Source organism: Halorubrum zhoui (assembly GCF_051194155.1).
Taxonomy (GTDB): Archaea; Halobacteriota; Halobacteria; order Halobacteriales; family Haloferacaceae; genus Halorubrum.
Genome location: NZ_JBLZNJ010000001.1, coordinates 51904 through 73065 on the forward strand (window position 1 = coordinate 51904; position 21162 = coordinate 73065).

General features: G+C 68.3%; 19 protein-coding genes. 10 read left to right on the plus strand and 9 right to left on the minus strand.

What is annotated here, in order from left to right; genetic code table 11:
- The first annotated feature begins 12 nt into the window (after positions 1 to 12).
- From ACNTAO_RS00255 to ACNTAO_RS00275, 5 genes are all read left to right on the plus strand, one after another.
- A complete protein-coding gene (locus ACNTAO_RS00255; RefSeq protein ID WP_435159914.1) occupies positions 13 to 1554 on the plus strand; it encodes a phosphohexomutase domain-containing protein in 1542 nt (513 codons plus the stop codon).
- Positions 1555 to 1660: 106 nt separating this feature from the next.
- A complete protein-coding gene (locus ACNTAO_RS00260; RefSeq protein WP_435159915.1) occupies positions 1661 to 2797 on the plus strand; it encodes a BMP family lipoprotein in 1137 nt (378 codons plus the stop codon).
- A gap of 53 nt (positions 2798 to 2850) precedes the next feature.
- A complete protein-coding gene (locus ACNTAO_RS00265; RefSeq protein ID WP_435159916.1) occupies positions 2851 to 4455 on the plus strand; it encodes an ABC transporter ATP-binding protein in 1605 nt (534 codons plus the stop codon).
- Positions 4452 to 5768, plus strand: coding sequence for an ABC transporter permease (locus ACNTAO_RS00270; protein WP_435159917.1), 1317 nt, complete (start codon positions 4452 to 4454; stop codon positions 5766 to 5768). Before ACNTAO_RS00265 ends, ACNTAO_RS00270 begins: the two co-directional genes overlap by 4 nt.
- Positions 5761 to 6807 (plus strand): ABC transporter permease, encoded by a 1047-nt coding sequence (locus tag ACNTAO_RS00275; RefSeq protein ID WP_435160216.1) that lies wholly within the window; start codon positions 5761 to 5763, stop codon positions 6805 to 6807. Before ACNTAO_RS00270 ends, ACNTAO_RS00275 begins: the two co-directional genes overlap by 8 nt.
- A 30-nt stretch (positions 6808 to 6837) precedes the next feature.
- Here ACNTAO_RS00275 and fer read toward each other — a convergent pair whose 3' ends face one another.
- Positions 6838 to 7647 (minus strand): ferredoxin Fer, encoded by an 810-nt coding sequence (gene fer / locus ACNTAO_RS00280; RefSeq protein ID WP_435159918.1) that lies wholly within the window; start codon positions 7645 to 7647, stop codon positions 6838 to 6840.
- Positions 7648 to 7819: 172 nt separating this feature from the next.
- Between fer and ACNTAO_RS00285 the strand changes: the two genes are divergently transcribed.
- Positions 7820 to 9190 (plus strand): geranylgeranyl reductase family protein, encoded by a 1371-nt coding sequence (locus ACNTAO_RS00285; RefSeq protein ID WP_435159919.1) that lies wholly within the window; start codon positions 7820 to 7822, stop codon positions 9188 to 9190.
- Between the two features lie 57 nt (positions 9191 to 9247).
- Here the strand turns inward: ACNTAO_RS00285 and ACNTAO_RS00290 are convergent, their stop codons facing one another.
- The 3 genes from ACNTAO_RS00290 to ACNTAO_RS00300 all read right to left on the minus strand — a co-directional run bounded on the left by ACNTAO_RS00290 (position 9248) and on the right by ACNTAO_RS00300 (position 12053).
- Complete coding sequence (locus ACNTAO_RS00290; protein ID WP_435159920.1) at positions 9248 to 10528, minus strand: amidohydrolase; 1281 nt, start codon at positions 10526 to 10528, stop codon at positions 9248 to 9250.
- Positions 10529 to 10602: 74 nt separating this feature from the next.
- Complete coding sequence (locus ACNTAO_RS00295) at positions 10603 to 10935, minus strand: 30S ribosomal protein S10 (protein WP_435159921.1); 333 nt, start codon at positions 10933 to 10935, stop codon at positions 10603 to 10605.
- A gap of 71 nt (positions 10936 to 11006) precedes the next feature.
- Positions 11007 to 12053 (minus strand): DUF7544 domain-containing protein, encoded by a 1047-nt coding sequence (locus ACNTAO_RS00300; protein WP_435159922.1) that lies wholly within the window; start codon positions 12051 to 12053, stop codon positions 11007 to 11009.
- A 249-nt stretch (positions 12054 to 12302) separates the two neighbouring features.
- Between ACNTAO_RS00300 and ACNTAO_RS00305 the strand changes: the two genes are divergently transcribed.
- Positions 12303 to 12746, plus strand: a complete 444-nt coding sequence (locus ACNTAO_RS00305) for a bis(5'-nucleosyl)-tetraphosphatase (RefSeq protein WP_435159923.1) — start codon at positions 12303 to 12305, stop codon at positions 12744 to 12746.
- A 13-nt stretch (positions 12747 to 12759) separates the two neighbouring features.
- Entirely contained in the window at positions 12760 to 13785 is a 1026-nt protein-coding gene (locus ACNTAO_RS00310; RefSeq protein ID WP_435159924.1) for a DUF5787 family protein, read from the plus strand.
- Between the two features lie 22 nt (positions 13786 to 13807).
- Here the strand turns inward: ACNTAO_RS00310 and ACNTAO_RS00315 are convergent, their stop codons facing one another.
- Entirely contained in the window at positions 13808 to 16867 is a 3060-nt protein-coding gene (locus ACNTAO_RS00315) for an FAD-binding and (Fe-S)-binding domain-containing protein (protein ID WP_435159925.1), read from the minus strand.
- Between the two features lie 145 nt (positions 16868 to 17012).
- Between ACNTAO_RS00315 and ACNTAO_RS00320 the strand changes: the two genes are divergently transcribed.
- A complete protein-coding gene (locus ACNTAO_RS00320; protein WP_435159926.1) occupies positions 17013 to 17318 on the plus strand; it encodes a PRC-barrel domain-containing protein in 306 nt (101 codons plus the stop codon).
- A gap of 68 nt (positions 17319 to 17386) precedes the next feature.
- On the opposite strand, the gene ACNTAO_RS00325 is transcribed toward ACNTAO_RS00320, so the two are convergent.
- The 4 genes from ACNTAO_RS00325 to ACNTAO_RS00340 all read right to left on the minus strand — a co-directional run bounded on the left by ACNTAO_RS00325 (position 17387) and on the right by ACNTAO_RS00340 (position 19566).
- The gene (locus ACNTAO_RS00325; protein WP_435159927.1) at positions 17387 to 17713 is read right to left on the minus strand and encodes a DUF5789 family protein; all 327 of its coding nucleotides are present in this window, start codon (positions 17711 to 17713) and stop codon (positions 17387 to 17389) included.
- 61 nt (positions 17714 to 17774) lie between these two features.
- On the minus strand, positions 17775 to 18212 hold the full coding sequence (locus tag ACNTAO_RS00330) for a JAB/MPN domain protein-containing protein (protein ID WP_435159928.1): 438 nt from the start codon (positions 18210 to 18212) through the stop codon (positions 17775 to 17777).
- Positions 18205 to 18915: a hypothetical protein gene (locus tag ACNTAO_RS00335; RefSeq protein ID WP_435159929.1), complete on the minus strand. Its 711-nt coding sequence runs from the start codon at positions 18913 to 18915 to the stop codon at positions 18205 to 18207. The genes ACNTAO_RS00330 and ACNTAO_RS00335 overlap by 8 nt, the downstream gene beginning before the upstream one ends.
- 93 nt (positions 18916 to 19008) lie before the next feature.
- The gene (locus ACNTAO_RS00340; protein ID WP_435159930.1) at positions 19009 to 19566 is read right to left on the minus strand and encodes a thioredoxin family protein; all 558 of its coding nucleotides are present in this window, start codon (positions 19564 to 19566) and stop codon (positions 19009 to 19011) included.
- A 260-nt stretch (positions 19567 to 19826) separates the two neighbouring features.
- Here ACNTAO_RS00340 and ACNTAO_RS00345 point away from each other — a divergent pair, with 260 nt between their 5' ends.
- Complete coding sequence (locus tag ACNTAO_RS00345; protein WP_435159932.1) at positions 19827 to 21074, plus strand: RNA-guided endonuclease InsQ/TnpB family protein; 1248 nt, start codon at positions 19827 to 19829, stop codon at positions 21072 to 21074.
- Positions 21075 to 21162: the final 88 nt, after the last annotated feature.

A 21162-nucleotide genomic window follows, 5' to 3' on the forward strand; every position in this document is an offset into this window, starting at 1 on the left:
CACGGATGAGCCATGGGACTGTTCGGAACGGCGGGGGTCCGCGGACGCGTCGAGACGCGGGTGACGCCGACGCTCGCGCTGCGAGTCGGTCGGGCCGTCGCCGCGGTCGCACGCGAACACAGGGCGGAGTCGGCCGACACGGCGACCGACGACGGTCACGACCGCCCCGAGGTCGTCGTCGCCCGCGACGGCCGGGTGACCGGGCCTGCACTCGCGGCCGCGGTCGAGGCCGGACTGGCCTCCGGGGGGGCACGGGTGACGCGTGCGGGCCAGCTTCCGACGCCGGCGCTCGCGTACGCCTCGCGCGGGCGGTACGGAGTCGTACTCACTGCCTCACACAACCCACCCAGCGACAACGGAATCAAGCTCTTCGCGGACGGCGTCGAGTTCGACCGGCGACACGAGCGTGCGGTCGAAGACCGCGTCGACGCTCACGACTCACCGGTCTCGTGGGATCGATGGACGACATCGGTCGCCGAGAACCCGCTAGCCCCGTACCTCTCGGCGGTCGAGGTCTACGCTCGAGAGCTCTCGGTCGGGACGCCGACCGATCCTGACGCCGTCGACCTCGACGGGCTCCGGATCGCCGTCGACTGTGGCAACGGAATGGCCGCGCCCGCGACGCCGGCGGTCCTCCGCGAACTCGGTGCGACGGTCGTCACGCTCAACGGTAACGTCGACGGGCACTTTCCCGGCCGCGGGAGCAAGCCGACGCCGGAGACGCTCGCCGACCTGCGCGCCTTCGTCGCCGACGCCAACGACGGTGTCGACGACCCCGGCCGCGACGGCGCGGGCTTCGCGCTCGGCATCGGACACGACGGCGACGCAGACCGGATCGTGGTCGTCGACGCCGACGGAGCGGTCGTCCACGAGGACACGGTGCTCGCGATACTCGCCGAACACTACGTCGACGCGAGCGGCGTCGCCGACCCGGTCGTCGTGACGACCCCGAACGCCTCCGCGCGGATCGACGAGCGCGTTGAGGCGGCCGGTGGCCGCGTCGAACGCGTGCGACTCGGCGCGCTTCACGAGGGAATCGCCGCCGTCCGCGAGAACGCGGCCGACGAGGCCCGCGCCGACGGAACCCGCGCCACCGCCGACCTCGCTACGGACGACGGACACGCGGGGACCGACCGAACCGCGGTCGTCTTCGCGGCGGAGCCCTGGAAGCACGTCCACCCGGCCTTCGGCGGGTGGATCGATGGGGTGTGCTCGGCGGCGGTGCTCGCCCGCCTCGTCGCGACCGTCGGCCTCGAACCCCTGCGTGAGCCGGTGACCGAGCGCCCGTACCGAAAGACGAGCGTCGAGTGTCCGGACGAGGCCAAAGCGACGGTCATGGACCGGCTGACGAGTCGACTCCCGGCCGCGTTCCCCGCTGCAGCCGTCGACACCGACCACGGCGTTCGACTGGAGTTCTCGGACGCCTCGTGGGTGCTCGTGCGCCCCTCGGGGACCGAACCGTACGTCCGCGTGTACGCCGAGAGCGACGCGGTCGACGAGCTCACGGACGACGTTCGTGAGCTCGTCGAGGCGGCGGTCGACGCGGCCGCCTGACCGGCAACGAGTGGTCTCGTCGCCGTCGCTCGCGTTCCCCGGCGTCGGCCGCGTGCGCCCGGAGAGCGACGCGTTTATGCCACGTTCGCCCGGTCGTACACGTGATATGCGCGCAGACATCGATCGACGGCGGTTCCTCACGGCGGCGGGGTCGGCGGGGCTCGTCGGGCTCGCCGGCTGTAGCGGTGGCCCGAGCGAGGGGGGCGACGACGCAGACGCCAGCGACGAGAGCGACGGCGACGGATCGTCGGGGGGCGAGGACGGCTCGAGCGAGCCGCCCGCGACGATCGGCATCGTCTACTCCGATGGCGGGCTCGGTGACAACTCGTTCAACGACGCTGCCCAACAGGGGCTCTTCCAGGCCGAATCGGAGTACGGCATCGCCTACGACGAGTCACAGCCGGAGGGGACCGGCGAGTTCAACGACTTCCAACAGCGGTACGCGGGGTCGACCGACCCCGACTACGACCTGGTCTCGTGTATCGGGTTCAACCAGACGGACGCGCTGGCGGAGAACGCCCCGCAGTTCCCCGAGCAGGACTTCATGATCGTCGACTCGGTGGTCGACGAGCCAAACGTGGCGAGCTACGTCTTCCGCGAACACGAGGGCTCGTTCCTGATGGGTGTACTCGCCGCTCGGCTCTCGACGACGTCGTTCGCCGCCGGGGCCGGCGAGACCGATCCCGACTCGGCCACCGTCGGGTTCGTCGGCGGCGTCGACAGCCCGGTTATCCGCCGGTTCCAGGCGGGCTACGAGGCCGGCGTCGCACACGTCGACGCCGACGTGGACGTCGTCGTCTCGTACGTCGGGAGCTACGCCGACCCGACCGGCGGCCAGGAGGCGGCGCTCTCGATGTACCAGAACGGAGCCGACGTCGTCTATCACGCCTCCGGGGCGACCGGTGTCGGCGTCTTCCAGGCCGCCCAACAGGAGGGGCGGTTTGCCTTCGGCGTCGACCTCGACCAGTCGGTCACCGAGTCGGAGTTCGCGGACGTGATCGTCGCCTCGATGGTGAAACGCGTCGACACCGCGGTGTACGAGTCGATCGGCAACGTGATCGACGGCGAGCACCAGGGCGGCTCTTCGACCGCGCTCGGACTCGAGTCGAACGGCGTCGAGTGCGTGTACGGCCAGGAGATCGGCGACTCGGTCCCGGAACCGATCGCGACGGCCGTCGCCGACGCCCGAGAGGAGATCATCGCGGGCGACATCGACGTGCCGACCGAGACCGACGGAAACTGAGGCTCGGCGCCGACCCGGCGGTATTTTACGCTCCCGCGCGGAGATACGGACCAATGAATCCAGCGGTGCGGCTCGACGGCATCACGAAGCGGTTTCCAGGAGTGATAGCCAACGACGACGTCGACCTCACGATCGAGGCGGGGAGCGTCCACGCCCTGCTCGGCGAGAACGGTGCCGGGAAGACCACGCTGATGAACGTGCTCTACGGGCTCTACCAGCCGACTGCCGGCCGGGTCGTCGTCGACGGCGAGCCGCGGTCGTTCGACTCTCCGGCGGACGCCATCGACGCCGGCATCGGGATGATACACCAACACTTCATGCTCGTCCCGCCGATGCAGGTGTGGGAGAACGTCGTCCTCGGCAACGAGCCGCGAACCTGGGGTGGGCTCCGCGTCGACCGGGCGGCCGCCCGTACGGCGGTCCGTGAGCTGAGCGAGCGGTACGGCTTCGACGTCGACCCCGACGCGCGCATCGAGGACACCGCCGTCGGCGTCCAACAACGCGTCGAGATCCTGAAGGCGCTGTACCGCGGCGCAGACGTCCTCATCATGGACGAGCCGACGGCGGTACTCACCCCGCAAGAGGTCGACGAGTTGTACGACGTCTTCGAGGAGCTCACCGCGCAGGGAAAGACGATCCTCTTTATCACCCACAAGCTCGGCGAGGCGCTCTCGGCGGCCGACCGCGTGACCGTGCTTCGGGATGGCGTCGCCGTCGACACGGTCGCGGCCGGCGACGTGACCCGCGAGGCGCTCGCGGAGCTCATGGTCGGCCGAGAGGTGTTGATGGAGCCGGCGACGACGCCACAGCCGCCCGGCGATCCGGTGCTCTCGGTGACCGACCTCCACGTCGACGACGACCGGGGAGCCGAGGCGGTCGCCGGACTCTCGTGTACGGTTCGTGCGGGTGAGGTGCTTGGTGTCGCGGGGGTCGACGGCAACGGGCAGTCTCAGCTCGTAGAGGCGGTGACGGGAATGCGCGAGCCTACCGCCGGAACCGTCCGGTACCACGGCGAATCGATGGCGGGAGTGAGTCGGCGCGAACACATCGACCGCGGGATCGCGTTCGTTCCGGCGGATCGACAAGAGCGCGGGGTGGTGCTCTCGTACGACCTCGTCCAGAACGCCGTCCTCGGGAGTCAACACGACGAACGGTTCGCCCCGGGCGGTCGCATCGACTGGCACGAGGCACACGCACACGCCGCGGCCATCGTCGACGACTACGACGTCCGCCCGGGGCTTCCGGACGCCAGCGCCGAGGCGCTCTCCGGGGGGAACCAACAGAAGTTCATCGTCGGGCGCGAGTTCGAGCGCGACCCCGACCTCGTCGTGGCGACCCACCCCACGCGCGGGGTCGACGTCGGGTCGACCGAGTTCATCCACGAGCGGCTGCTCGAGCTGCGGGCGGCCGGCGCGGCCGTCCTGCTCGTCTCCTCGAAGCTCGACGAGGTACAGGGGCTCGCCGACCGGCTGGCGGTCATCCACGAGGGCACGTTCTCCGGGGTCGTCGACCCCGCCACGGTGACAGAAGAAGAGATCGGCCTGTTGATGGCGGGCGAGTCGCTCGCCGGGGGGGCCGCGACGGACGCGACGGTCCACGACGAGGCTTCGGCTCCGCCACGGGGACGTGGTGAACCCGACGCCGAGGTGGACGCGTGAGCGGTGCGAGCGGTGACGGCGACTCGCGGCTTCGCGTCGCGGCGCGGCGGGTGGTGACGCCGTTCGTCGATCGGACGGTCGCCGAGCGAGTCGTCATCAGCCTCGCGGCCATCCTCCTGTCCGTCGCCGTCGGGTTCGTCATCGTCCTCGCCTCGGGGCGCGTGGCGACGTGTGAGACCGCCGCCTGGACGATGCCGCTCACCGGGCTCGGGTTCTGTTATGACCCCGTCGAGGTGTACGTCGTCCTCTTCAACGGGGCGCTCGGGTACCCGTTCGCGGTCGGTGATCCCGGCGTGTTCGACCCGTCGTGGACCCCGTTCAACCTCTCGTTCGGGCTGACGCTCTCGGAGACGACGCTGCTCGTCTTCACCGGGCTCTCGGTCGCGGTCGCGTTCCGTGCCGGCCTGTTCAACATTGGGACACAGGGGCAACTCGTCGTCGGCGCGCTGGCTACCGCACTGACCGTGCTGACGCTCGCACCGGTGCTCCCTGCGGGCCCGCTCGGTGGGGTCGTGCTCATCGCAGCCGGCACCCTCGCCGGTGCGGTCGGCGGTGGGGTTTGGGGCGCCGTCCCCGGCGCGCTGAAGGCGTACGCCGACGCCAACGAGGTGATAACGACGATCATGCTCAACTTCGTCGCCGCGAACGTGGCGTACGTGCTCGTCCTCGAGGTGTTTCGTGCAGAGGGATCCTCGGTCGTCGCGACCGCGTACGTTCCCGAGTACGCACGGGTCACGCCGTGGCTGTTTCCCGGATCCAGTGACTTCGCGCTGGCAGTGTTGTTCGCCGCCGTGGGGGCCGTCACCGGACTCTACTACCTCCTCGAGCACACCGCGTTCGGCTACGACCTCCGTACGAGCGGGATCCAGGCTGCTGCCGCCGAGTACGGCGGCGTGGACGCGAAGGCGACGACGGTGCGCGCGATGACGCTCTCCGGTGCGCTCGGTGGCGTCGGCGGCTCGGTGTGGGTGTTGATGTCGGAGGGTCGGTGGCTGGAGTCGGTCCCGAACCTCGGATTCGACGGGATCACGGTCTCGATCCTGGCCGGCAACAACCCGCTCGGCGTGCTCCCGGCCGCCTTCCTCTTCGGGCTGTTGAAAGGCGGCGGTCTCGAGATCGGGTTCCGCACCGACGTCCCGACGGAGCTCGTCGGGGTCTTACGCGGGCTAATAATCCTCTTCGTAGCCATGCCGGAGTTCTTCCGCATGATAGGACGGCGCACGGGAATCGGTACCGGGCCGTCGCCCGGGACTGGCGGTGACGGTGGGAGGGCCGACGACGCCGCGGTCGATGGAGGCGACGCCGATGCGTAATCCGATCGCGTCACTGCCGGTCGTCGGTGACCTCGTCGAGGACGACTACGTCCGGTCGTTGCTCGGCGGAACGATCGCCACGCTGGGGGTGCTCGCATCGTTGGCGTTCCTGTTTCCAGCATCCGTCGCCGGCGACCTGGCCGGCATCGTCTTCTCACGAAGCACTGCCGCGTCGACCGCTCGGCTGGCGGCGCCGATCGTGCTCGCCGGCCTCGGCGGGATCTTCGCCGAGAAGAGCGGGGTGATCAACATCGGCCTCGAAGGGCTGTTGATCATCTCGGCGTTCACCTCCGTCTACGTCGCTTCGATCGTCGGCGTTGGCACCGCGGTCCTCGGCGTGCCGGCGATCTGGGTCGGCCTCCTCGGCGGCGTCGTCGCGTCGACGCTCCTCGCGGGCGTCTTCGGCGTCGTCTGCATCGAGTTCGAAGCGGACCAGATCATCGCCGGACTGGCGGTGTGGCTGATCGCGCTCGGGCTCGCTCCGTTCGCCTCGACGGTCTTCTTCGGCGGCGTAAACACGCCGAACCTCGGTGCGCGGGTGAGCTGGGAGTATTCGGCCGTCATGGTCGCGGTCGCGACGCTCGCGTCCTGGTGGACGCTGTATCGGACCGCCTTCGGCACGCACCTCCGAGCCGCCGGCGAGAACCCTCGTGCCCTGGATACGGTCGGGGTGTCGGTCTCGCGGATCCGATATGCGGGTGTGCTGGTATCGGGAGTGCTCTCCGGTGTCGGGGGGTCGGCACTCGCGCTCTCGATCGGCCAGTTCGTCGGCTCCGGCCAGACGATGGTCCAGGGCAAGGGGTTCATCGCCATCGTCGCGTACCTCTTCGGCAACTACAATCCGCTCGGTACGCTCGGTGCCGGAATCTTGTTCGCCGGGCTGGACGCTACCCAGATACGCCTCCAACAGCTCGGCTACGCGATCCCGGACACCCTCGTCCAGACGATTCCGTACGTGGTGGTCGTGCTCGTGCTCGCACTCGTCGGTCGGACGCGCATTCCGGCGGCCGCGGGCGACCACTACGAGACCGAAGAGTGACGCCCGCGGGCGGTGGCTCGTCTCGGGGACTCACTCTTCGGCGGAGGTCGCTCCGGCGTCGCCGGTCGGGGCGGGCAGTCGCAGGTCGGCGAACGCCTCGAGGCCGCCGACGCCGGTGACGATCTCGACCTCCTCGGTCACGGGGACCCCGACACACGAGAGCCGGGCGTTCGCCTCACGGATCTGTGTCGCAGAGAGGACCGTCTGTCCGGGCATCGCCACGTCGCCGTCGACGACGACGACCGCACAGTTCGAGCACGCGCCGCCGCGGCAGGCGTACGGCCAGGACCGGCCGCCGCGCTCTGCGGCGTCGAGGATCGACTCGCCGGGCTCGACGAGGAACCGACCGTACTCGGGCAGCCCCAGATCTGCGGCCGCCGCCTTCTCGAAGAGGTCCGGGTCCTCGAGCGACCAACCCCGCTCGGTCATCGTCTCGTAGTCGAGGTGGAACACCGTCGACGCCTCGCCGGTGATGAGCGGTTCGACGCCTCCGGCCGCGTACCCGTGTATCACGGTCGCTGCCTCGGACACCGGCCGGTCGGCCAGCCCGGCGAACCACGCTTCGACCGACTCGACCGTCAGGTTCGACTCTGCGGCGACCGCCTCGACGTCGACCCCCTCGAGCCGGGCTATCGTCGCGACGTATCTCGGGGCGTCGAGCGCGTCGAGCGTGTCTTCCACCCACGCCGCGGAGCGACCGTACCACGATGCGAGCGTCTCCGGATCGACGCCGTCGCCGTGTGCGATAGCGAGCAGGAGTGCCGCCGTCGTCTCACCCGCTCGCACCGCGGTGAGCCACTCTCGGAGCGTGCTCGCGTCGACGTGGTGAAGTTCACCCATGGATCGAACACGACGCTCACGCGTGGTGAAGTTCGGGCCAAACGTGGTAGGGTCCACCGCTGGCCGACGGTCACGCTCGGCCGCCGGCCGTCGTCTCTGTGGACTCGTGTCGCCTGTGTGGGGACCGAATCGGGAGTAAAGAGTTTTGCGTGGCGCACTACATCACTCGGTAATGAGTATCGACGAGTACGACGTCGTCGTGGTGGGCGCGGGGACCGCCGGCTGTTACGCTGCCACGACGATCGCGAACGAGGGGCTCGACGTCGTGATCGTCGAGCGAAAAGACGCCGAGGAGGCCGGCCACATCGCCTGTGGCGACGCGTTGAAGGGCGCAGACGAGTTTCCGGCGGCGATCTCGAAGTCCCGGCTCGAGCCGGCGTTCACCAACACGGATGTCGACCACGGCCGCTTCGAGATCCCGAGCGAAGACACTGTCTTGGAGATCCCCGTCCCGGGCGAACTGGCGGTGATCGACCGGTGGGAGTACGGGCGACAGCTCATCGGCGCGGCCGAGGACGCCGGCGTCGACTTCCACTACGACACCGTGGTGAACGACGTGCGACAGGCCGCAGACGGCCGCGTCACGGGACTGGAGGCGATCCACGAGGAGACGCCGGTGACGTACGAGACCGACCTCGTCGTCGACGGGGCCGGCGCGCTCTCGTTGTTACAGGATAAAGTCGACTTCGACGGGACCACCTTCGATACGAACGTACGGTACTCGCAGTTCTGTTCGGCGTACCGCGAGATAGTCGACGTACCGGAGCCCGTCGCGTGGGACGACGCGCTCGTGTTCAAGCCGACCGAGCGCGCTGCGGGGTACCTCTGGTACTTCCCGCGGACCAGCACCGAGATCAACGCCGGACTCGGCTTCCAGATGAACGAGGAGCCGATGAAACTCGTCGAGGCGCTCAAGCGTGACCTCCGGGAGCGACCGGAGTTCGCGGGGGCGACGGTTCGTGACAAGCTCGGGGCCGCGCTCCCGACGCGTCGGCCCTACGACTCGGCGGTCGCACCGGGGTACCTCGCCGTCGGCGACGCGGCCGGCCACGTGAATCCGACGACCGGCGGCGGGATCGCCGGCGCCGCCTACGCGGGCACGTACGCCGGCGAACAGGCCGTGAAAGCCGTCTCCGACGGCGACGTCAGCGAGGAGAACCTCTGGCGGTACAACGCCCGCGTGATGGACCACTTCGGCAGCCGGTACGCCGCCCTCGACGTGTACAACGTCCTCTCGACGGCGATCGACGTCGACGACCTGATGGGGCTGCTCGCCTCGCTACCGGGAGAGAAGCTCGCCGAGGCGCTGTACGAGGGGTCGACGTCGATGTCGTTCGGGTTGAAGCTCAAGTGTGCGGTAAAGAGCTTCGGCTACTGGGACACCATCCGGAACTTCTATCAGACCAAGTCGCTCGCCGACGAACTGCTCGCCCACTACGACGGCTACCCGACGAGCCCGGCGGCGATGGCGAGTTGGACCCGCGAGCGTGACGCGATCATGGATCGGATATACGAGACGACCGGCGCGGACGCGAAGTACTGAGCAACGACGCGAGGCGGGCCAGCACGGTGAGACGGACCAGCAACACGACGACCCAGTTCAGGGCGCGTCGGTAGCGACCGTCCGAATCGCGTCTGCGAGCACGTCGATGCCGAGCGCGATGTCCGACTCGACGACGTCGAACGTGCTCGTGTGGTGGCCGCCCGGGTGGTCGGTGCCCACGCCGACGTAACACGCCAGCCCGCCGTTCGCCTGCACGCGGTTCATGAGGAACGTGGCGTCTTCGCTGCCGCCGAGCTCGGCCCGGTCGACGACCGCCTCGACCCCGTCGACGTTCGATGCGGCCGTCCCGACGACGTCTGCGAGTGCGGCGTCGCTCTCGGCGCTCGGTGCGGCACCCTTCGTCGTGACCTCGACGGCACAGTCGTGCATCGCCGCGGCCGAGTCGAGAATTCGGTCGGCGTGGTCGAACATGTACTCGGCGAGTGCTGTCGTCTCGCCGCGAACCTCGCCTTCGATGTACGAGGCGTCCGGAACGATGTTGGTCGCGGTGCCGCCGCCGACGAGCCCCGCGTTGACGCGCGTCGCGCCGTCGGCGTGACGCGGAATCGCGTAGAGGTTCTGGATCGCCGCCGCCATCGCCTGCACCGTGTTGCGTCCCTGCTCGGGTCTCGCACCCGCGTGTGCCGGCTCGCCGTCGAACGCCGCGTGAAAGTGGGTCACCGCGAGGAAGCCGTCGACGCCACAGACGATCTCCCCGGACGGGTGGTCGAGTCCGACGTGGACCGCGTAGAGGTAGTCGACGTCATCGAGGTGCCCAGACTCGGCCATCGGTTTCCCGCCGACGATCTTCTCTTCGCCGGGCTGGAAGAACACCTTGAGCGTGCCGTCGAAGTCGCTCTCGAGGACGCGATCGAGCACGCCGAGGCCCATCGTCGCGTGCGCGTCGTGGCCGCAGGCGTGCATGTACCCCTCGTGGTCCGACCGGAAGCCCTCGGCAGCCGGCACGTGGTCGTCCGCGTCGGCCTCCGTGATCGGCAATCCGTCGATATCGACCCGCAGCGCGACGACTGGCCCCGGCCCGCGCTCTGCGACCGCGACACAGCCCGTGTTGCCGCCTGCCAGCTGCGTGAGCACGTCGGGGTCGGCACCCGCCGCACGGGCGCTGTCGCTCCACGTCTCCAGCGTCTCTTCGTCCGGGACGTTTCGGCGCGCTTCGGCGTCGAGCGCGTCGGGGCCGACGTGTACCGCGTCGAGCGGGCGCGCGCGGAGCGCCTCGACGATCCGGGCGGTGGTGTAGAACTCACACCACGCCGGCTCTGGGTGGCGGTGAAGGTCTCTGCGGAACTCGCGGTACTCGTCCGGGACGGCGTAACTCATACTCGAGCGTCGTCGTCGACCGTGTTAAAGTGTCGAGTGGCGGCCGGCGTCGCCCCCTCTCTGGGCTCGCGGGGTCACTCCCGGCGGTGGCCGAGCGGCTTCTTCCGGTCGACCTCGACCTCGACGTGTACGGAGTCCGGGAACGACCGGCTGACGACCTCGCGGGCGACGTCGTCTGCGCCGTGGATCTCCATCGTTCGGCGGTACACCGAGTACTCCCAGGGGGTGAACGACTCGCCGCCGCGGAGGCGTTTGTACTGCGGCACGCGAACCGTCTCCGCGGGTGAGGCGTGCGGGCCCTTGCACTCGACGCCCTTGCGTTCGAGCGTCGTCTTCAGCGTCTGGACGGTCTCGGCGAGCACCTGCCGGTCGCCGGAGGCGAACGCGAGTTTGGTCACGAACGTCATACTCGGGGTTGTCGATAGGTGACCGCCCGACGGATAAAAACGCATCTACCGGTGGGTCGGAGCGCCCCTCGTCACTCGCCAGCCACCCGGCGACGCTCGGCGATCACGTCAAACGCCTCGTTGGTGTCACCGAGGACGCACAGTTCGTAGTATCGGAGGTACGTTTGGACGGGAACGGAGACGACGAGCGCGAGGAGGATCGCGGCGATCACGAAGGCGACGACGGCGAACCCGACGACCACCCACCCGATCGGGCCGGCTGCGTCGGCCGCCGCCACGCCGACGACGCCGAGGATGCCGGTCGGAATCGCGAGTACGATCAGGCCGACGACGACGAGGATGCCGACCAGGATGCTGCCGGCTACCCCGAGGACGAACCGCGCGACCACGTACGCGAGGTACTGCTTCCACTGGCCGGTCAGGGTCGGCCAGAACCGCCGCCACGCGGCGAGTACCCCTCGTTCTTCGGCGATCATCACTGGCACGACGAACGCGGTCGTGAACCCCCCGACGAGTCCGCTCGCGAGGGAGGCGACAACGACCACGGGCACCACGACGACCACCCGACTCACCGAGAACGACCCGGAGCCAAAGACGAGTGGCGAGAGCACGACGAACAGTCCGCCGAGGACGACCCCGAGCGTGAGCGCGCCGAGCACCAGCCGGAAGCCGAACAGCCGGAGTCCCTGTCGCCAGCTGGCACGCCAGTATCGCCGGATCGTGACGGTGCCTCGCCGGAGCGACTCGACGAACACGAACTCCATCACCGATCCGACGAGCGCAAAGCCGAGTGTCACCGCGAGGAGGAGCCCGGCGATTGCGACGACGACGGCGATCTCCGGTCCGCCGAGCGCGGTAAGCGCCTCTCGTGCGCTATCAGCCTCGATTCCTCCGCTTCCGGGACCGACCCCGTCCGCGGGTCCGACGTCCGGTCCCGGTTCCACGCCGCTATCACCGCCGCCGAAGCCCGAGAACTGAAACGGGTTGGTGCCGCCGACGCCGCCGAGAAAGAAGACGATCAGTAGGAGTCGCGCCCACCGTCCGCGGTCGAACGGGAGGAGGAACGCCCGAGTCGTCTCGAGGGCGTCGTCGAGGTCGTCGAGAGCGTACAGTGTCATCGGCTCACCCAGCGTCTGAGAGGAGTCGTCGCTCGGTACCACCGGTATGGGGAGGGGCGGGGACCACGGTCGACCATCGTGCTCACTGGAATCCGGGCTCGTAGAAATGATCTTCGGTCCTCCCAGCGTGGCGGGGAAAACACGGTGTCGCCGCGCTCTGTGGGTTCGAGCCGAGCTGCCGTCGTCCACGTCGTCGGACGACCGATGGGTCCGACACCCTCATTAGGGGTGCTCGCTTACCCGAGGGTAATGACGGTCGAAGCGGTTAGCTCTGGAGCCATCCTCTTCCGCGATACCCGCGGCGAACGGGAGTACCTGCTCCTGAAGAGCCGTCCCGGGGACTGGGAGTTCCCGAAAGGCGGGGTCGAGGGGGACGAGGAGCTTCAGCAGACGGCGATCAGAGAGGTCTCGGAGGAGGCTGGCATCGACGACTTCAGACTCATCGACGGATTTCGGCGCGAGTACGACTACGTGTTCGAGGCGGGTGGCAACACGATCCACAAGACGGTTCACCTGTTCATCGCCCGTTCGTTCGAAGCGAGCGCCGAGCTGTCGAGAGAACACCGTGACCTCCAGTGGCGCGACTACGACCAGGCGATAAACACGATCACTCAGGACGGTCCCCGCGACATCCTCGAGGAGGCACACGGGTACCTCGACGAGCTCCGCGACGAGCGCGGCAGCTACGTCTGACCGTTATCGCCCGGTGATTCCACACAGCGAGTTCGGCTACGAGCTGCTCGTCTGCCGGTACGCCGAGCTGGCCTGGCGTCCCGACGACGAACGCGTCCCCGTCCTCGTCTCCAGACAGCTCGGCACGAAACGTCGGCGATGGGACACGGTCGTCCTTGAGGTCGATCCCGAGGGGCTCGCGGCCAGACGAGCGTTCGGCGAAGACGCGATGGACGCCGACCTCCTGCACGTTGTTCGACACGCCCCAGCCACCTGGACGTGGTACCGCGACGCGCTCCCTGACCCGGGGTATCCCTGGCGGTACGTCCGCGAAGCGGTCCACCGCGCTGGCGACCGCGACCTCGTCGAGACCCGGCGTCGAAGCAATCGGATCGAGGTCCGACGCGTTCGGCCCTATCCCGAGTGGGTCCGCCGAATCGTTGCCATCGAGAACAAGCCGGACCTCGACCGGTCGGCCGCCGACGCCCTCGCCGACCAGCTCGCTCACGACGTCGAGACTGCCCTTGCCGACGAGGTGTGGCTCGCGACCGAGGCGACCGGTGCGGACGTCGAGCCCGCGTTGCTGCGCTCGATGCCCGTCGAGGCGGGGATCCTCACGACACGCTTCGGCACGACAACAGCCGCCGACACCGCCGGCCCGGTGGTCGACACTGATGCGGCTGCCGTCGACTGGCTGCCCAGCGACCTCGCGCCTACAGGTACTCGCGAGCGCGACGCCGAGACGGTCGCGACCCGGCTCGCGCTCGCCGAGCGTGCCTACGGCAAAGGGTGGCGGTCGTACCACGACACCATGCGTCCGGACTGTCGGCACTTCGAGCTTCGCCGTGCGGGGCGCGCGCTCGTCCCACACTGTGCCGCGAAGGATCGACTGCCGACCGCGCGCGAGTGTTCGGGGTCGTGTCCGTCGTTCTCGCCGGAGCCGCCGCCGTGGCGGACGAAGGGATGGCCGATCGAAGGCGGACCTGGAAAGGGCATTCAGGCGGTACTCGACCGCCGTCGGGACCGCGTCCGACGCCGCAGTGCGGATCGACCGCGCTAGTTTCTGGTGCCGCTGCCGGCGACTACGCGAGTGCAGACGCCAGCTTCTCGACCGGGTGTGGCGGCTCCTCGGCGTCGATACCGCGGTCTTTCAGCTGCGTGCTACAGGAAGCACCAGGGGCGACGACCACGTCGCCGTCGCTCTCGTCGACCTGTTCGTAGAGGATCTCGCCGATAGCCCGGCTCATCGAGTAGTGTTCGGCCTCGTAGCCGAACGAGCCGGCCATCCCACAACACGTCGAGTCAAGCGGATCGACGCCGTAGCCGGCACGCCGGAGCACGCCGACCGCGTGGTGGTCCTTCTTCGTCGCCTTCTGGTGACAGTGGCCGTGGTACGTGAGTCGCTCCGTCGGCGCGTCGAACGACACCCTCTCGTCGAGTCGATGGACGTCGAGGTACTCCATCACGCCGTAGGTGTGGTCGGCTACCGCCTCGACGTCGGCGTCGGGGACGTCGCTGGCGTCCCCACAGAGCAGGTCCGCGTAGTCGGACTGGAGCATCACCGCGTCGGTCGGCTCGACGACGACGACGTCCCACCCTGCTTCGACGTCTGGGGTGAGCGTCTCGACGGTGTCCTTGGCGGTCGCCCGTGACTCATCGAGTAGCCCCTTCGAGTGTGGCGGGCGGCCACTGCCCGTCACGTCCGGAATCTGTACGTGGCAGTTCGCCGCCTCGAGGACGCGTACCGCGGCCTTCCCGGCGGTTGGATTGGTGTACGTCGTGTAGACGTCCGGGAACAACAACACCTCGCGGGCGGCCTCCGCACGCGGGACCGCCGCACCGCCGCGGGCGTCGAACCAGTCCGTGAGACTCTCCGAAGCGAACGCCGGGAGGTCGCGTTCGCGCGCGATGCCGAGGGTCTTCTCGAGGAGTATCCCGGCACCGGGGAGCTTTCCGGGGAGGTTCGACAGCGGGGCGAGCGCCGAACCGATCGGTGCGAGCGACTCGAAGGCACCGAGCAGCCGTGTTCGAAGGCTGGCGCCGTGTTCTGCGTGATGGGCGTGTTCGACCTCGGCTTTGAGCTTCGCCATGTCGACGCCGCTCGGACAGTTCTTCGCACACCCCTTGCACCCGACACAGAGGTCCATCACCTCGGTGACGAACTCGTCGTCGGTGGGGTCTGCAGGGAGCTCGCCGTTTATTGCGCCGCGGAGCATGTTCGCACGGCCACGCGTCGACTGAATCTCTTCGTCGGCCGCGCGGTAGGTCGGACACATGACGCCGCCGGTCGTCTCTTGGGGACCACGACAGCCGCCACAGCCGTGACAGAGCTCGACCATCCCCTGCATGCCGTTTTCGATGTCCCACTCGAGTGCCGCGTCGAACCCGGGGTCGAACGTGTACTCGTCGTCGAACCGGAGGTTCTCGCGCATGTCGACGTCGCCACACACGTTCCCGGGGTTCAACAGCCAGTCGGGGTCGAACGCCGTCTTGAGCGACTGGAACGACTCGAAGAGCGACTCGCCGTACAGCTTCTCGTTCCACGCCGTCCGGGCCCGGCCGTCCCCGTGCTCCCCGGAGACAGACCCACCCAGCCGGACGACGGCGTCGGTGACGCGGTCCGCGATGTCGACCATCGTGTCCACGTCGTCGACGGTCTTCGTGTCGATGAGGGGGCGAATGTGGAGCACGCCCGGACCGGCGTGTGCGTAGAAGGAGGCGAACGTGTCGTTGTCGTCGAGGGCCGCCTGAAACTCGCGGGTGTACTCCGGCAGGTGTTCCGGCGGAACCGCACAGTCTTCGATGAACGAGATGTGCTTCGCATCGGAGGTGCGCGACAACAGGATCGGCAGGCCAGACTTCCGCATCTTCCAGAACCGTGCGCGCTCGTCTGCGTCGTGCGCCTCCATCGCGGCGACCGCCCGGGTTGGCTGCGCCGTGGTCGTTGCAGCAGACGGCGACGGCTCGGCCACGGTGTCGACGCCGTCGGCCCGGTCGGCGACGAGGTCGGCGACCTGTCGTCGCCCCTCGTCGTCGGAGTCCGCGTAGAACTCGACCAACAATACGGAGTTCGTCTCCGGCGGGAGCTCGCCGACCACGTCGGAGAACTCCGCGGTGTCGGCCGCCAGCTCGAGCAAGACGTCGTCCATCACCTCGACCGCTGCGGGGTCGTGCTCGAGGATCGGCGCGACGTCTTCCATCGCGTCGAGGACGTCGTCGTACGTGAGCAGCGCGACGGCCTTGGTCGCCGGAATCTCGACGAGCGACACGGTCGCCGCCGTCACCGTCGCCAGCGTCCCCTCGCTCCCGGCGAGCAGGCGGCCGAGGTTGACCACGCCCGGCTCGCCGTACTCGCCACGGTACTCCGCGACGAGTCGGTCGAGGTTGTACCCGGAGACGTTTCGTTTCAGCTCGGGGAAGCGCGCGTCGACCTCGTCTGCTTCCTCGTCGAGGATGCGCACCACCTCAGCATGGATCCTGGGGAGCAGCGCGTCTGCGTCTGGGTCTGCGGAGTCCCGCAGCGTCTCGACGTCGACCGGACCGAGGGTGGTGACCGTCCCGTCGGCGAGCACGACCTCGAGCTCTTCGATGTAGTGGTCCGTCTTCCCGTACTTCAGCGAGTGCGCGCCCGTCGAGTTGTTTCCGATGGCGCCGCCGATCGCCGACTTGTCGCGCCACGCCGGGTCGGGCGCGAACTTCAGTCCGGCGGGCTCTGCGGCTGCGTTGAGGTCACCGATGTACGCTCCGGCGTCGACGCGGGCCGTGGCCGTCTCCGGGTCGACCTCGTGGATCGCGTCCATCGACCCCGTCAGGTCGAGCACCACCGCCTCGTTGACCGATTGCCCGGCGAGCGAGGTACCGCCGCCGCGCGGCAGTACGGGTATTCCCTCCGCGAAACAGTACTCGTGAACGGCCGCGACGTCGGCCGTCGACTCCGGCAGCACCACGCCGATCGGGGTCACCTCGTACGCCGAGGCGTCGGTCGCGTACAGCCGCCGCGAGTAGTCGTCGAACCGGACGTCCCCGGACACGCGTTCGCGAAGCGCGGCCACGAGTTCGGGCCGTTCGACGTCTCCACCGGTGTACTCGAAGTCCCCCCCGTCGCGCGGGTCGACCCCCGACCCGCTCGAGTCAGTTGCCATGATCGAGTATGACGTTCCGGATGATAAAAGTCCCCCGGGGACGACGCGGCGGGTGAGGCGATCGCGGGTCGACGCGGCTCCCGGCGTCGGACGGCCGGCATCCGACAACGAATCCTTAATAGGCGTGCTCGTGACCGTACGGAACATGCCCCCGACACCGGAGGAGATCACGTCGCTGGTCGGCAGAGAGGTGTACTCGAAAAACGGCGTCTTCGTCGGCGAGGTTGAGGACGTCCGTCTCGACTTGGACGCGCAGGCGGTGACCGGCCTCGCGCTCGCCGAGTTGAACCACGAGCTCTTCGCCGGCCGCGTCGACCGGTCGACCGGGGTCATCGTCCCGTACCGCTGGGTTCGGGCCGTCGGTGACGTCGTGCTCGTGACGGACGTCATCGAGCGGCTCGACACCGACGACGCAGACGCCGAGGGCGACGCCGACGGCCAAGCGGCGTGACCGCTTCTCGGGCGACGGAGCCGTCGCTCGCGCAGCGTGGGCGCACCTCGAGACACGCGCCGCCGCGGTCAGAACGGGAGGGCGTCGCGGAGGCCGTCGAAGAAGCCACCGCGGCGTCGTCTGGCGTCGTCGAACACCGGGTACAGCGTCTCGAGGAGCTCGGTCTCGGTCTCGAATCGCGACTTCGGAACCGTCTCCAGCGCCGACGCGAGCTCCATCGTTCGGCCCTTCGAGTCGTACGGGATCGCCGGATCCCCGAGTGCGTGAACCACCTCCTGGCTCGTCGCCGGATACGAGAGGTCCGACTCGTCGAGTCGCGCGCTCAGCGCCGCGATACCGAACTCTATCGCCTCCGGTTCCGCGGACCCGCCGCCACCAGGTGGCCGTGCTGCCATCACTCTCCCGTTGCTGCCCCGCCGTCTTTAATTTCGGGTTTTGCCGGGACGACGTCCGTCGCTACCGCGGGACCGACTCCTCGGGTGGGGCCGCGTCCACGGTGACGAACTCGAGCTCGCGCCCAGCCCGATCGAACGCGGCCACGTGGTCCCTGTCGTACGGCGGCACGGCGACCACGACGACGGCCGCGAGGTCGTCGGTCTTCGACAGCGTCAGCCGGCCCGTCGGGTGCGAGAGGAACCGACCGCGCCCGCCCTGTACCGGCGTGCCGAGGTCGACGCCGAACACGGCGTTCACCGACTCGCCGGCCGCACCGAGCGTGTAGTGGGTGAATATCGGCGTCTCTGGCGGGAGGTCGACGGCGTCGTCGAAGTCGCCTGCGGGCGTCGTCGAGAGTCGGCGATTGGTCGCGGCCGGATCCCGCTCGTCGGCGTCCGCGAGCAACACCGTCAGCAGGTCGCGGGTGCAGTAGACGGTCGACACGGTCGGCTCAGACACTGATCGCGTCGCGGAGCGTCTTCGCGTAGAGACCGGGTGCCTTCCGGCGCGCGTTTGCGAGCGCGTCGGCGATGGCGGCACCCGCGTCGTCGTGAACGCCGACGCCGTGGCCGACGAGGACGCGATCCGGGTCGAGTCCGCCGAGCGCCCCGCGTGGCGGGGTGAACCGCAACATCGGGTGGACGCCGAGGCGCTCGCGGCTCCCCCGGAAGTACGACGCCGTCCCGAGCGACTCCGGCACGTAGAGGGTCGACCCGTCGAAGAGTCCGACCTCCTGCCACGGCGGGACCGTCGAGTCACGGACTCGGATCGTCTCGAAGCCGCTGTCTGCGAGCGTTCGATCGAATCGGCGAACGGGTGCGTCGAGCGCGTCAGCCACGCCCGTCATCCACGACGGGACGTACACCGGGACGTCGTGACGATTCGCCACGGTGGCCGCGTCCCGTTTGTGGCGGTCCAGTGCGACGACGACGCCCGCGACGGTCCCGAGTTCGTCGAGCAGGTCGTCGAGTCCAGGGGCGTCGACCGGGTCGAGCACCCACACGTCGGGTGACGCCTCGGCGTCCGCGCCGTCCTCGGGTGGGACCGCGAGCGCGTGGCTCGCCCGCTCCATCGTCTCGTTCGGGTAGGTGATCCACCCCACGCCGTGGTCGAATCGGTCGACCTCGTGGAGTTCCGGCTCACCGACGGCTTTCATGTCCATACAGAAACGTCGTGTGGGATCCATTTCAACCCCCTGTGTGGTCCTCGTCGCCGGCGACACACCTCTCGTCGCGGTCGCGTGTCGACGCCCCGCTCACTCGTCCGGCCACTTGATCGAACAGCCGCGCGAGGGGCGGTCCGGAATCGAGACGGGGTCGCCGGCGAGGACGGATTCGACGGCCTCGCGTGCGTAGTTCGTCGTCGGCTCCTCGTCGGGCCCCAGCGCGTCGTCGACTCGACCGTGGTACCGGAGTCGCCACTCGCCGCCCGTCCGTCCGAACAGGAACGGGTCGGGCGTACACACCGCGCCGTAGGCCGCGGCGACCGCCCCGGTCTCGTCGCGGAGGTACGCGTCGTACGCGATAGTCCCCTCGGCGACGCGCTCGCGCATCGCCTCGAGGGAGTCCTCCGGGTACTCCGTCGCGTCGTTCGGATTGATTCCGACGACGGCGAGGTCGTCGTACGTCGCGGCCAGGTCGTTGAGGAGGTCGAACTTCGCTTTCGCGTACGGACAGTGGTTACAGGTGAACACGACGAGCAAGGCTTCGGCGTCGACGTCCGCGAGCGCGAGGTCGCCGTCGACACCGGGGAGGTCGAACGGCGGTGCGACGTCGCCACGGTCGAGCTCGGAGTCGGACTCTGTCAGAACCATGTCGTGTCGTACCGCGGCCGCAGGCAAAATCGTTCTGGGAGGACGTCGCCGACGGCCCGACGAGTCACGAGGCCGGTCGACGTGCGTCGATGTCGGCTCAGACCCGGTATCGGCATTTTCGAGGTGGAGCCCCCGACCTCAAGGAGCGAACGGAGTGAGCGAGTAGGTCGGGGAGGAAGCCGACATGGTGCGACACAACCGGCATACTGCGACCGACTGACTCCCGAATGTATAACTACCGTTAGGTACTCCCCGACGTTATGGATGTGCGTCGAACCGCCGTCGTGAAACTCGCTGTTTCCGACGAGCAACGCGACGCACTCCGCCGAACCGCCGAGCAATACCTGTACTGCGCGAACCGAACTGCCGACTACTGTTGGTCCGACACCACCTACACCGAGTGCAGAACCAACAAGAGACAGGTTCGTGACGCGCTCTACGCCGACCTTCGAGAGGAGACAGACCTACAGGCACAACTCGTCCAAGCCGCCATCAAACGCGCCGTCGAAGCTGTCAAAGCGTGTGTCGAACGCTGGAAGAAAGGGCAGCGTGTCTCTTGCCCGACGTTTACCGCCGAAACGATGGACTACGACGCACGGAGCGCGACCTTCTACCGCAACAAGGTATCGCTGGCAACCGTCGAGAGGCGGGTCGAACCATCGTTCGTTCTTCCGGCAGATAGCCCGACACCCTACGAGCGGTACGTTCTCTCCGAGGACTACGAGTTCCGCGAAAGTACGGTTCGATACGACGCGGTGGACGACGAGTTCTACATCCAACTCTCGACGCGGCGGCTAGACGGTAACGCAGAGGTTTCGGTAGATGCCGGGCACCCCGACCAAACGGTCCTCGGTATCGACCTCGGCGTCAACTCGTTGGCAGTCTCCTCGACCGGTACGTTCTGGCAGGGAGACGACTACGACCACTGGTGCCGTGAGTTCGAGAAGCGGCGTGGCGAGATGCAACAGCGCGGCACACAAGCCGCACACAACGCCTTGTTTCGCCTCGGGAAGCGCGAAGAAGCGTGGCGCAAACAGTACATCCACACGGTCGCCAACGGACTTGTCTCGGAAGCCGTCGAACACGACTGCGACGTACTCGCGTTCGAGGAGTTGACCGACATTCGAGAGCGGCTTCCGCAGGCAAAATGGCACCACGTGTGGGCGTTCCGACGCCTCTACGAGTACGTTTCGTATAAAGCGCCCGAACAGGGCCTCTCCGTGGAGCAAGTCGAACCGAACCACACGTCTCAACGCTGTTCTCGGACGGATTGTGGGTTCACGCACGAGGACAACCGCCATGGAGAACAGTTCTGTTGCCAGAAGTGCGGGTACGAGGTGAACGCGGACTACAACGGCGCGAAGAACATCGGGCTACGCTACGCTCGAAAGAGGACGCACAAACTCCGTTCCTCGCCCACGTCGGGGAGCGGAGACGCAGAAGTAGACCTGCGTATAACTGGTGGGACGTTGAACGGTGAGGGTCACCAGCCTATTGTTGGCGACTGATTACCGGGAGTCCACATCAAAGCCCTATCACCAGAAATCTCCGATTTCTGGTTAGCAGTCAGAAGCGAAGCTTCTGACGAGACCCTCA

Bases quoted from the DNA above. Each gene is read 5' to 3' on its own strand.
- ACNTAO_RS00290 (WP_435159920.1), bottom strand. From the start codon at position 10,528: ATGAGTTACGCCGTCCCGGACGAGTACCGCGAGTTCCGCAGAGACCTT.
- ACNTAO_RS00255 (WP_435159914.1), top strand. From the start codon at position 13: ATGGGACTGTTCGGAACGGCGGGGGTCCGCGGACGCGTCGAGACGCGG.
- fer (WP_435159918.1), bottom strand. From the start codon at position 7,647: ATGGGTGAACTTCACCACGTCGACGCGAGCACGCTCCGAGAGTGGCTC.
- ACNTAO_RS00305 (WP_435159923.1), top strand. From the start codon at position 12,303: ATGACGGTCGAAGCGGTTAGCTCTGGAGCCATCCTCTTCCGCGATACC.
- ACNTAO_RS00345 (WP_435159932.1), top strand. From the start codon at position 19,827: ATGGATGTGCGTCGAACCGCCGTCGTGAAACTCGCTGTTTCCGACGAG.
- ACNTAO_RS00265 (WP_435159916.1), top strand. From the start codon at position 2,851: ATGAATCCAGCGGTGCGGCTCGACGGCATCACGAAGCGGTTTCCAGGA.
- ACNTAO_RS00260 (WP_435159915.1), top strand. From the start codon at position 1,661: ATGCGCGCAGACATCGATCGACGGCGGTTCCTCACGGCGGCGGGGTCG.
- ACNTAO_RS00300 (WP_435159922.1), bottom strand. From the start codon at position 12,053: ATGACACTGTACGCTCTCGACGACCTCGACGACGCCCTCGAGACGACT.
- ACNTAO_RS00275 (WP_435160216.1), top strand. From the start codon at position 5,761: ATGCGTAATCCGATCGCGTCACTGCCGGTCGTCGGTGACCTCGTCGAG.
- ACNTAO_RS00285 (WP_435159919.1), top strand. From the start codon at position 7,820: ATGAGTATCGACGAGTACGACGTCGTCGTGGTGGGCGCGGGGACCGCC.
- ACNTAO_RS00325 (WP_435159927.1), bottom strand. From the start codon at position 17,713: ATGGCAGCACGGCCACCTGGTGGCGGCGGGTCCGCGGAACCGGAGGCG.
- ACNTAO_RS00340 (WP_435159930.1), bottom strand. From the start codon at position 19,566: ATGGTTCTGACAGAGTCCGACTCCGAGCTCGACCGTGGCGACGTCGCA.
- ACNTAO_RS00320 (WP_435159926.1), top strand. From the start codon at position 17,013: ATGCCCCCGACACCGGAGGAGATCACGTCGCTGGTCGGCAGAGAGGTG.
- ACNTAO_RS00335 (WP_435159929.1), bottom strand. From the start codon at position 18,915: ATGGACATGAAAGCCGTCGGTGAGCCGGAACTCCACGAGGTCGACCGA.
- ACNTAO_RS00295 (WP_435159921.1), bottom strand. From the start codon at position 10,935: ATGACGTTCGTGACCAAACTCGCGTTCGCCTCCGGCGACCGGCAGGTG.
- ACNTAO_RS00315 (WP_435159925.1), bottom strand. From the start codon at position 16,867: ATGGCAACTGACTCGAGCGGGTCGGGGGTCGACCCGCGCGACGGGGGG.